The following is an 11,823-nucleotide window of genomic DNA, read 5'->3' as shown; positions in this document are numbered from 1 at the left end:
AAGTTTGTAAACTGAATTATATTATACAAGAATCTCAAGTTCTTTTGAACTTGGGATTTGCTTTTTTGTACAAAAAAGGGCATAGCACTATTTTCTAGTGCGATAGCCCTGTTCTTTTTATAAAAATTAAGTCTATCTTTCTAAAGTCACATCTTCAAATTCTTTAATTTTATCATTAGATAAGACACTCTTTTTAGTAGATTGTCCATTTTTTCTATCAAAGGTATTTTTGGCTTTTACTCCTGATAAAAACTTACCTGCTCCATTAATACATCCTTCTTCACACATCATTCCTTCTATAAAGTTACCTTCTAATCTACCCAATTTAGCCATTGTCATTGTCTTTTTAATTTGTCTCGGACCAGATACTTTTATAGGTTCAAAATCAAAACTAATTCCCTTCTCAGCAATATAGTTTTGTATGGATTTAGTTAGACCTCCAGATGCTCCAAATCCCCTTCCAAAAATTGACCCATCATTTATATCTTCATTTGAACATTTTGATAAATCTATATTAAAGGATTCAAACAATGCCATTAATTCTTCAAAAGTAAGCACATAATCTACTGCATCTTTTAGACATGCATCTGTTGCTTCACTCTTCTTAGCTGTACATGGACCTATAAATACAACTTTAGCATCAGAATCAATTTTTTTTACCAATCTTCCTGTTGCTACCATAGGAGATACTGTAGATGATATTTTATCTTTTTCATCAGGAAACATCTTCTCTATATACTTAAAAAATCCAGGGCAACATGAATTTGTCATGTAATCATCTCCAGATTTTATTCTCTCAATAAATTCATTACTTTCATGAACTGTAACTGCATCTGCACCACAAGAAGCTTCTATCATATCCACGAATCCCAATGACTTTATAGCATTTTTTAACTGTCCATATGTAATATTACTATCAATTTGACCTGTTATAGCTGGAGCTACTATTGCATACATATTTTCCTTTTTGGCAAGTTTTTTCGCAACAGGTGCTATCAAACTTTTGTCAGATATTGCTCCAAATGGACATGCTGACATGCATGCTCCACAATTTATACAATTATCTTCATGTATCATAGCTTTCATAGTATCTCTATTAAAATCCAATGCTCCTGTTGGACAGACACTCTTGCAAGGTCTTACAACTTCAGATATAGCATCATATTGACAAGAACTTTTGCACATTCCACAAGCTTTGCATAAATCATGATTTATATATGCCCTTCCATTTATGTAAGAAATCGCTCCAAACTTACATGCTTCTTTACATCTATGTGCTAGACAGCCTCTACAAAGTTCTGTAACTGTAAATTCATTTATTGGACATCTATCACATGCTGCTTCTACTATATATATAATTTGTTCATCTGTATCTAAGTTTACTAAATCTGGATTTATATCTCCATATTTACTATTTGGTGTTAAACTTAATGCAAGTTGTGCTCTTTCAAGAACTACCTCTCTCTCCTTATAAACACAACATCTATATCTTGCTTTTTCTCCTTTGATTATTTCATATGGAATTCTTTCTATATTTTCTTTTGTTAATTTTTCTTCAATTGATAATCTAGCTACTGCTGTTAAAACTTCATGCTTCAACCTTTTTAGTTGCGTTTCAAACTCAAACATAAGTAATCCTCCCCATAAATCACATCTTTTTTGCTATATTTCTACCATTATGTACATTGTATTTTCATTTATTCCCATAAATCATTATAACACAGGCGTATACTTTGTTAAGTTATATACAAAATATTATATATGTAATTTTTATTTTAAGTGTATATAGTTTTTAATTTAAATTACTAAATAAACAAAAATATAAATAAAAATAGAGTTGCCCAAAAGTCAAATTGCAACTTAGAACAACTCTATATAATATGTATTTTATACTCGTTTTATTTTTCTAAATTTATTTTACTAAAATCTTTTATCTTAGTATTTGCTAAGACACTCTTCTTAGTTGATTGAGAATTTTTTCTATCAAAAGTGGCTTTAACTTTTGCACCTGATAAGAACTTACCAGAACCATTTATACATCCACCTTCACACATCATTCCCTCTATAAAGTTACCTTCTAATTTTCCTAAATTTGCCATAGTCATAGTTTTCTTGATTTCTCTTGCACCAGAAATCTTTACAGGTTCAAAGTTAACACCTATGCCTTTTTCAGCAAGGTAATTCTCTATGGCTTTTGTAAGACCTCCAGCAGCGCCAAAACCTCTTCCAAATATTGATGCATCATCTATATCTTCATTTGAACACTTAGCTAAGTCTATATCAAATGCTTCAAATAATGCCATTATTTCTTCAAAAGTCAGTACATAATCCACTGCACCTTTTAATTCTTTCTTAGCTGCCTCACTCTTTTTAGCTGTACATGGTCCTATGAATACAACCTTAGCATCTGGCTCATAACTTTTTATAAATCTTCCACTAGCTATCATAGGAGATACTGTAGATGATATTTTTCCTACATGATTTGGGAATGTCTTTTCTATATAACCAACAAATCCTGGACAACAAGAATTTGTCATAAAAGATTCTCCTTTTTCCATTCTTTCAGCAAACTCTAAGCTTTCATGCACTGTGACTGCATCTGCTCCACAAGCTGCTTCTAGTACATCTACAAATCCTAATGATTTTATAGCATTCTTTATTTGACCATATGTAACATTTGCTTCAACTTGACCTGTTATAGCTGGAGCTACTACTGCATACATTTTTTCATTTTTAACTAATTGTCTAGCTACAGGAGCAATCAAACTCTTATCAGATATAGCTCCAAATGGGCAGGCTGACATACATGCTCCACAGTTTAGACACTTATCTTCATGTATCATAGCTTTCATATTCTCTCTATCAAATCCTAATGCATTAGTTGGGCATACGCTCTTGCATGGTCTAACAACCTCTGAGATGGCATCATATTGACAAGCTTTTTTACACATTCCACAAGCCTTACATAATTCGTGATTTATATAAGCCATTCCTCCGACATGTGTTATAGCACCAAATTTACAAGCTTCTTTACATCTATGTGCTAGACAGCCTCTACAAATATCAGTTACTGTAAATTCATTTATTGGACAACTATCACATGCAGCCTCCAAAATATATATAATTTGTTCATCTTCTCCTATATCCATTGTATCTAAATCTATTTTATCTTGACCTGGTTCTAACCCCATACTTACATTTACTCTCTCAGATATTATGGCTCTTTCTTTATAAACACAACATCTGTATGTAGGTTTCTCACCTTTTATTATTTCATATTGAATATTATCCATTGCTTCTCTTGTAAGGTTATCTTCTTTTCCAAGCCTAGCTATTGCTGTTAAAACATCATGTCTTAATTTGTGTATTTGTGTTTCAAATTGAAACATTTTAATACCACCCCCGTAAATGATTTTATACGATACCATTATAACACAATATTTGCTTTTATTAATATATACATAAAATATTATATGTTTAAATTTTATTTTATCGAATATATATAATGTTTTTATATTTTATTGTATAATAATATTGATATTTCTGAAATTTCACTATTTTTATCTTGAATTTTTAATCGAATATATAATATTTTTTATTATATTTTTTAATTTTACTTTTTATTTGCATTCCTTTTTATTACATTTTTTGCTATTAAATTCATTCATAGTTTGGTATGATTTTGCACTATCTGTTATTATATGATTTAGCAGTTTTTCTTAAATTCTAAAATCAATTAATTTTTTTAAAAATTTTATTTGCTTTTATTTTAAATTTATGCTATATTAATAGAACAGACTTATTTTTTTAGTTTGTATTTTTTAATAAAGCGGAGGTTTTCTTATAATGAAAAACGGAATAGTAAAATGGTTTAACAATGAAAAAGGATTTGGATTCATATCTGTAGAGGGAGAAGACGATGTTTTCGTACATTTCTCAGCTATACAAAATGATGGATACAAAACTTTAGAAGAAGGCGAAAAGGTTAGCTTTGATATAACTCAAGGTAATAGAGGACCTCAAGCTGAAAACGTAAATAGAATATAATTATTTAATTTAAATATATATATTTTAGAAAAGGAGCTATCGTAGGCTCTTTTTTGTTGTTTATTATACTTATAATACATTACAAAAACAAGAAGTTACTTTAAAAAAGACAATTCAAAACATCTTTTTAAAATAACTTCTTTTATTATAATATATTACTATCAAAAACTACTCTATTTAATTTTATCAGATATCACTAAGCATAACTCTCTCAATATTTTACAGGCTATAACTGTTGATACACCTGTAATATCATAATCAGGACTTAACTCTACAATATCACAACCAACGATATTTATATTAGAGTTTTTTATGATTCTAAAAACTTCTTGAAATTCTCTATAATTTATACCACCAGGTTCTGGTGTACCTGTTCCTGGAAATACAGATGCATCTAGTATATCTAAATCTATAGTTAAATAAACATTCTTTCCATTCAACATATTAATTATATTTTCAAAGGTGTTTATTCCTCCAATTTCCATATATGTATGCTTTTGTTCTGTCGCAAACTTAAATTCTTCTTTTGTGCCAGACCTTATACCAAATTGAAATATTTTATTATCTCCTACAACATCCCATACCCTTTTAATTACTGTTGCATGAGAATTTTTGCTATTATTATACTCTTCTCTTAAATCTGCATGAGCATCAAAATGAATTACATATATGTCATTATACTTTTCATACACTGCTTTAAAAGCTGGTAGTGTAACTAAATGCTCTCCTCCAATCATAAATGGAACTTTTGAATCTCTAACAATCTTAGATGTTTCTATATATATTTCTTCTAATACCTTTTCTGTACTTCCTACACTTATTTCTAAGTCTCCATAATCACATATACTGTAATCTTCCAAGTCCAAATCTAAAAACGGACTATATGTTTCAAGGCCATAAAATTCTTTTCTCATAGAACCACTTGCAAATCTAGCTCCTGGTCTATTTGAAGTAGTTCCATCGAATCCAACACCAAATACTATAAGATTAGATTCTTCATAATTTTTGTCCATACTCATAAAAGTATTCATGTGATAGAAATTATTATTCATCTAACATCTCCTTTACATATTGAGGTAACATAAACGAACCTAAGTGTATATTACTATTATAATATTTAGTTTTTAAATTTAATTTTTCCCATCCATCCCTATCTTGATTTTCTATTGGACTAAATTTTTTAGAAGCAAAACCAAACAACCAATGACCAGATGGATATGTTGGTATATGTGCTTGATAGACTTCAGATATTGGAAATATTTCTTTTAACTTCTTATTAGCTCTTTTCATCTCCCTAGCATTAAAATCAAAATAAGGACTTTCACTTTGATTTACCAAAATTCCATCATCACTCAGTATTCTATGACAATCTCTATAAAAATCAGTTGAAAAAAGACCTTCTCCTGGTCCTATTGGGTCAGTTGAATCTACTATTATTAAATCATAAGATTTATCAGAGGCACATTTAACAAAATTAACACCATCTTCAAAATATAAATTAACTCTTTCATCATCTAATTTGCATGAGCATATATCCATATACTCTTTAGATACATCTACAACCATTTTATCTATTTCAACCATATCAATCTTTTCTATTTGTGGATAACGGCTTAATTCTCTTACAGTTCCGCCATCACCCCCACCTATTACTAATACTTTTTTTATGTTTAAATTTATAGACATAGGAACATGAGTTATCATCTCATGGTATATAAATTCATCTTTATCTGTTACCATCATTAACCCATCTATTGTTAGAAACTTTCCAAATTCATCACTATCAAATACATCTATTCTCTGAAATTGAGACTTCCCCTCAAATAAATGTTTATTTACTTTTATAGAAAATCTTACATTTTCTGTCCATTCTTCTGTATACCAAAGCTCCATATAATAATCCTCACTTTCTCCTATATATTTTGTATTTATACTGCTTCTGGCTTATGAGTAATTTTCCCTAAATCTTTTTTTGAATATTTTTTTATTTTTGTAGTCAGACCTCTTGGAATTTCTGTAGACTCACTTCTTTCTGATTTTAAAAGCTGTTCTAACAATTCAAAACTTTTCCATGGGTCTATATCACCACAAGTAAAAAAATCTGCTGCTGCATAACCATACTCAGGCCAAGTATGTATTGTTAAATGAGATTCTGCAATTATAACAGCACCTGAAACCCCCCAAGGATTAAAATGGTGAAATACAGAATCAACGATTGTAGCTTTTGCATTTAATGCTGAATCATTCATAAAATTTTCTATAAGATGCGGGTCTTTAAGTACATTCTCATCACAATTATAATATTCTACTAGTATATGTCTTCCTAGTGTTTCAAATTTCATTTCAATCCCAACTCCTCTACATATTTAATCTATTCTTATCTTTTCTAAATAAAGTAATTTATTTTATTACAAGTATTCTATCTAAGTTTTTATCTTGCACATCAGTTAGATATACATTGCTGTTTTTTAAGAAAATAATATATTCCATAATTTCTTTTGTTATCAATTCTCCTGGAGCAACAATTGGTATCCCTGGTGGATATGCCATTATTGATTCTCCACAAACTCTATCTATACACAAATCAAGTTCTACACTTTCTTTTGGTGCATAAAAAGCTTCTCTAGGATTAAGTTTAATAGTAGGATTTATTTGAACCATATTAAACTCATTTAATGCAGATTCTTTTCTATAGACCTTTGCAATTATAGAGAGTGCTTTTACTAATCTATCAATATCAGACTTATTCGTTCCAATAGATACAAGTGCAAGAATATTGTACGAATCTCCTAATTCCACTTGAATCGAAAAATTTTTATATAATAAGTCATAGACTTCAAATCCAGTTAAATTTAATTCTTTCACGTTTATACATAGTTTTGTTTCATCTATAAATTTGACACCTTTTTGTTTTAATATTTCAGTAGATAAAACTTTTATTCCATCAATTTTGTTTAATCTTGATTTTGCATACCTGGATAAATTTAGTGCTTTTGATAATTGCTTTTCTCCATTTTCAACTAGGTTTGCTCTAGCACCATCTATACTTGCCATAAGCAAATAAGATGCTGATGTTGACTGTAACATATTTATTGATTGAAGAACTTTTTCAAATTTTACATTGCCTCTATTAAGCAAAAGTGCTGAAGACTGTGTCAATGCACCTCCAGTTTTATGTATGCTTACAGCTACCATATCAGCTCCTAGTCCTATTGCAGAGGGAGGCAAATCTAAATGAAATGGAAAATGAGCTCCATGAGCTTCATCCACTAGCACCAAAATATTATTTTTATGACATAGCTCGATGATATTTTCAATATCAGCACAAACTCCATAATAAGTTGGATTAAGGAAAAATAATGCTTTTATATTACGATTTCTTTCTATCTCCACTTTAATTTTTTTAAGAGTAATATTTAAACTTATGCCTAATTTCTCATCAAATTCTGGCTGTATAAATATTGGTATTCCTCCACAGAGTATTAATGCATTTATCACTGATTTATGTATATTCCTTGGAAGTAATACTTTTTCGCCTGGTTTTATCACACTCAAAATCATTGCATGTATTGCCTGAGTTGTACCATTAGTTATAAAGAATGCTTCATCAGCCATATATGCTTGCGCTAACAAATCTTGTGCATTTTTTATAACACCATTTGGAGCAGATACATTGTCCATAGTTGGTGATGAATTTATATCCATTTTCATGAGATTTTCACCTAGATATTTATTTAATATATCTACACCTCTATTTTTTACATGTCCAGGCACATCAAAGCAAGCTATATCTTTTTCTGAGTATTCCTTTAAAGACTCTAATAATGGAGCACATTCATAGCTCAATTCAACTGCATTTGCGAACTCACTATCCATGATTTTGAATTCATCTCCTCTCTATATTCAAATAATTATTGTATTCTTATTTATTATTTCTATTTTTTATTTTTACTTTTATTAAACTCATGATATTTATTATATTAACATCCTGCTATTTTTACAAGTGTTTTTTTGGTTCTATCCAAAAACTCACACATTAGTCATGTCAATATTTATAAACTTTTTTATTTTTTGTTGTTTATATTAATTTTTTTTAAAATTAGTATTTATAAACTTTTTCGTTTTTTATTTTTTTATTATTTCTATTTTTTTGAGATTTACGAAGCTTTTGAGTTTAATATTTTTAAGTTGTAAGTATTTTATTACTAAACTTTTATATTATTCTGATTTCACATGTCAAAATTTCTGGTTTAGTTAGACTAAATAAATTTCCTATTTTTGTATTTTTATTTTCTGTTAAAATTTATTAAATTTTTTTTATTTGATGAAATAAATTCTATTTTTATAAATAAAACCAGATACAAAATAAAGATTTACAAAGAATAAAAGTGTCTTTATTATGACAAAACAACCTTATTTAGAATGGCAAATAGTTAAGGAAGATATTTTTTGTTTCTTTTTATTTCTTATTGACAATAGTACTAATCAGTACTATACTGCATAAAGTACCGATTAGTACTATTAGGAGGATATTATGGATATTAGAAAACAAATTAGACTTGTAAACTCTGCTTTAAGCAGTACATTGGATTTATATAGGATATGGGCGAAAAAGAATAAATTGAATTACAATTCTTTGCTTGTTCTATATACCTTGTATGATTTTAAGACATGCACTCAAAAACAAATATGTGATTGGTGGGCTTTACCTAAACAAACAGTTCATGGAATTTTATTTGATTTTGAAAAAAAAGGTTATATTTTAATTACCCCAAATGAAGAAAATAAAAGGGAACGATTGATTACATTTACACCTAAAGGAAGTGATTTCGCTTGCGAAATATTAAAGCCATTACTTCAAATGGAAGAAAATGTAATGGAAGAATTAGGTGAAGAATTGATAAATCAGCTAATTGTAAGTAACACAAAATATTATGAATTACTCAAGGAGGAAATCAATAATGGATAATGTTTTGGCTAAAAAGTTTTCCTTTTGTTCATTATTACAATTTGCAATACCTAACATTGTGATGATGATTAGTTTATCTATGTATATTATTGTTGATGGAATGTTTGTATCACGATTAATTGGCACGACTGCTTTATCTGCTGTTAATATGTTTTATCCTGCAATATGCTTTGAAATGGCAATCGCGATTATGATTGCAACTGGTGGTAGTGCGATAATTGCAAGAAAATTGGGTGAAGGTAAACAGAAAGAGGCACAGGAAAATCTTAGTTTTTTAATTGCTATAGAGGTTTTAATAGGAATTTTGATTGCGATTCTAGGGAATGTTTTCATTGATGAAATTATTTTACTTTTAGGTGTAAGTCCCATTCAGTCTCCCTTAACTATCTGTTATGCAAAAATTATATTTTCATTTGCTCCTGCTTTCTTTCTTCAAACGGCTTTTCAAACATTCTTTGTTACAGTAGGAAAACCGACATTAGGATTAGCTGTTACTTTATTAGCTGGTATTACAAATATTGTCTTAGATTATATTTTTATGGCACCCTTGAATCTAGGTGTAAATGGTGCAGCAATTGCTACAGGAATAAGTTATTGTATTCCTGCAATCGTGGGCTTGTTATTTTTCTTTACATCTAAGAAAAATTCATTATGCTTTATAAAACCTAAAATAGATTGGCAAGTACTTATAAAAGCTTGTACAAATGGTTCATCTGAGATGGTAACAAATTTAGCAAATGCTGTAACAACTTTTTTGTTTAATTATGTTCTATTAAAATTTTATGGAGAAGATGGTGTAGCTTCCATTACAATCATACTTTATTTTCAATATATATTCACTGCTCTTTATTTTGGATATTCTAATGGAATTGCACCTGTCATAAGTTTCAAATATGGAAATGATGACAAAGAGCAGTTACAGAGTATATTTAAAAACAGTATTATTTTTTTGCTTATAAGTACAGTATTAGCAAATTTTTTGATTCATTTGACAGTAACAAAAGCAATCACAATTTTCACTCCAGTAAATAGTAGTGTTTATGATATTACACTTCATGGATTTTCTATTTACTCTCTATCTTTTATTATTATGGGATTAGGAGTTTTTACTTCTGCAATGTTTACTGCATTTTCAGACGGAAAAACCTCTGCCATTATATCATTTTCAAGAACTTTCATTTTTATTGTAGGTGCTATTCTTATTCTTCCTAATATATTTGGAGAATTTGGTGTTTGGATGGCAGTTCCTGTAGCAGAAGTTCTTGGATTCATTGTGGCAGTATTTTATATATTTAAGAAAAAAGATACCTATACTTATCTTTAAATATATCATCAGATAATACATTCCTGTTGAGTGTTGTATGAATGAGGAAATTTTTATAAAAAATATAAAAGAGTTGAACTTGAAACTTGATTAAAAAAGTCAGCTTTAAGACAACTCTTACTTATATAATTTATAATATTAAATGCTATAAACTTATAGCATTTTTTGTGCATTCCTTTATATTCACTGCTTTACTCATAATCAAAACTGTTAAAAGCTCTGAAATAGCCATACTTACCCATATTCCATTTGCTCCAAATAACTTAGAAAAAATAATCAATATAATAGGTAAAAGTAAAATTGAACGCAAAGCCCCTATAACATTAGAATGTATTGGCATTTCTATTGCTTGATAATACATAGTTGTTGTTAAATTTTTTCCAATCATAAGGTAAGCTATATTAGCCATATTAAGTGCAACGTATGCCATTAAAATAATCTCTTCATCACCTGTAAATATTTTTATAATCTCTCTTCCAAACAAGAAGCACACTATTGTAAATATTACAGACACAAAAATACTCATCTTCGTTGCCATACTATAATAACTTAACATTTTATTAGTCTCTTTAGAACCAAAATTATAGCTTATAAGTGGCTGAACACCCAAAGTTATTCCCATTAGAAGATTATAAATATTTGTAGTTATATAGTTCACTACAGCATAAGCTGAAAGACCTACATCTCCAACCACTCTTGTTAAAACTATATTATGTGCAAGTATTATTATTGAAAAGGCGCACTCTGCAAAAAATGAAGGGAACCCTATTGCAAACAATTCTTTTAAAACATCTTTTTCTATTTTAGCTGTTCCAAAGGACAATTTACCTTTCTTAAATACAAAATGAGGTAGCATTATCATTAGTGTTGATAACTGACCTAATCCACTTGCAATTGCTGCACTCTTTATACCAAATCCAAGTTTAAATATAAATATATAATTCAAAGCTATATGAAAAATTGTCCCTGACAAAGTTGCTATCATTGCAAGTTTTGGTCTTCCATCATTTCTTAAAAAGCTACAGAAAACAAGTCCTAGTAAGTTTGGAAGACAAAAAACAGCATAAAAGGTTAAGTACTCAGCAGATAATCCAACCAAGTTTTCAGTTGCTCCCATAAATCTAACAATATGATTTGAAAAAAGTATACAAAATATTGTAAGAGATACACTACCCAATATTAAAACTTTTATAACTTGCCTAAATATATTTATAGCCCTTTCATCATCTCCAGAACCAAAGTTTTTTGATACTAATGCTCCTCCTCCAACTGCCATTAAACTAGATAACCCTAAAAACACCATAACAAGAGGCACCACTATACTAACAGCTGTAAGTGCTGCATCACCTAGTCCTTTCCCCAAAAATATTCCATCTAATATAGTATTAAATGATGATACAAACATAGCAAGAGCTGATGGTATGGCATATTCTAAAAATTTTTTTATCATTATAAATCACCCCTCTATATATTATTATGATAA

10 protein-coding genes are annotated in these 11,823 nt (G+C 29.0%); 3 read left to right on the top strand and 7 right to left on the bottom strand.

All coding sequences use genetic code 11. From position 1 onward, the window contains the following. Positions 1 to 132: 132 nt before the first annotated feature. Together Q3287_RS07935 and Q3287_RS07930 are read right to left on the bottom strand one after the other, a co-directional pair. Positions 133 to 1,629 (bottom strand): 4Fe-4S dicluster domain-containing protein, encoded by a 1,497-nt coding sequence (locus tag Q3287_RS07935; RefSeq protein WP_054276141.1) that lies wholly within the window; start codon positions 1,627 to 1,629, stop codon positions 133 to 135. 269 nt (positions 1,630 to 1,898) lie between these two features. Beyond that, a complete protein-coding gene (locus Q3287_RS07930; protein WP_054269516.1) occupies positions 1,899 to 3,389 on the bottom strand; it encodes a 4Fe-4S dicluster domain-containing protein in 1,491 nt (496 codons plus the stop codon). A 457-nt stretch (positions 3,390 to 3,846) separates the two neighbouring features. Between Q3287_RS07930 and Q3287_RS07925 the strand changes: the two genes are divergently transcribed. After that, the gene (locus Q3287_RS07925; RefSeq protein WP_003418660.1) at positions 3,847 to 4,047 is read left to right on the top strand and encodes a cold-shock protein; all 201 of its coding nucleotides are present in this window, start codon (positions 3,847 to 3,849) and stop codon (positions 4,045 to 4,047) included. A 173-nt stretch (positions 4,048 to 4,220) separates the two neighbouring features. On the opposite strand, the gene speB is transcribed toward Q3287_RS07925, so the two are convergent. Genes speB through Q3287_RS07905 form a run of 4 tightly spaced genes read right to left on the bottom strand, consistent with a single transcriptional unit; the run spans position 4,221 to position 7,923 of the window. Then, entirely contained in the window at positions 4,221 to 5,099 is an 879-nt protein-coding gene (gene speB, locus Q3287_RS07920) for an agmatinase (RefSeq protein ID WP_167640067.1), read from the bottom strand. Beyond that, on the bottom strand, positions 5,092 to 5,940 hold the full coding sequence (gene speE / locus Q3287_RS07915; RefSeq protein ID WP_407963822.1) for a polyamine aminopropyltransferase: 849 nt from the start codon (positions 5,938 to 5,940) through the stop codon (positions 5,092 to 5,094). The genes speB and speE overlap by 8 nt, the downstream gene beginning before the upstream one ends. Positions 5,941 to 5,975: 35 nt before the next feature. Beyond that, positions 5,976 to 6,389 (bottom strand): adenosylmethionine decarboxylase, encoded by a 414-nt coding sequence (gene speD / locus Q3287_RS07910; RefSeq protein WP_054269513.1) that lies wholly within the window; start codon positions 6,387 to 6,389, stop codon positions 5,976 to 5,978. A 58-nt stretch (positions 6,390 to 6,447) separates the two neighbouring features. Further along, the gene (locus Q3287_RS07905; protein WP_054269512.1) at positions 6,448 to 7,923 is read right to left on the bottom strand and encodes an aminotransferase class I/II-fold pyridoxal phosphate-dependent enzyme; all 1,476 of its coding nucleotides are present in this window, start codon (positions 7,921 to 7,923) and stop codon (positions 6,448 to 6,450) included. 658 nt (positions 7,924 to 8,581) lie between these two features. Here Q3287_RS07905 and Q3287_RS07900 point away from each other — a divergent pair. Next, complete coding sequence (locus Q3287_RS07900; protein WP_054269511.1) at positions 8,582 to 9,016, top strand: MarR family winged helix-turn-helix transcriptional regulator; 435 nt, start codon at positions 8,582 to 8,584, stop codon at positions 9,014 to 9,016. Next, entirely contained in the window at positions 8,982 to 10,340 is a 1,359-nt protein-coding gene (locus Q3287_RS07895) for an MATE family efflux transporter (protein ID WP_407963821.1), read from the top strand. The genes Q3287_RS07900 and Q3287_RS07895 overlap by 35 nt, the downstream gene beginning before the upstream one ends. A 145-nt stretch (positions 10,341 to 10,485) precedes the next feature. Here Q3287_RS07895 and Q3287_RS07890 read toward each other — a convergent pair whose 3' ends face one another. Next, the gene (locus Q3287_RS07890) at positions 10,486 to 11,790 is read right to left on the bottom strand and encodes an MATE family efflux transporter (protein ID WP_407963820.1); all 1,305 of its coding nucleotides are present in this window, start codon (positions 11,788 to 11,790) and stop codon (positions 10,486 to 10,488) included. Between the last annotated feature and the right edge of the window lie 33 nt (positions 11,791 to 11,823).

Origin of the sequence: Clostridioides sp. GD02404, assembly GCF_045898275.1 — a bacterium.
GTDB lineage: Bacteria > Bacillota > Clostridia > Peptostreptococcales > Peptostreptococcaceae > Clostridioides > Clostridioides difficile_A.
The sequence above is the reverse complement of the archived record's forward strand: the minus strand, read 5'-3'. Positions and strand labels throughout refer to the sequence as shown.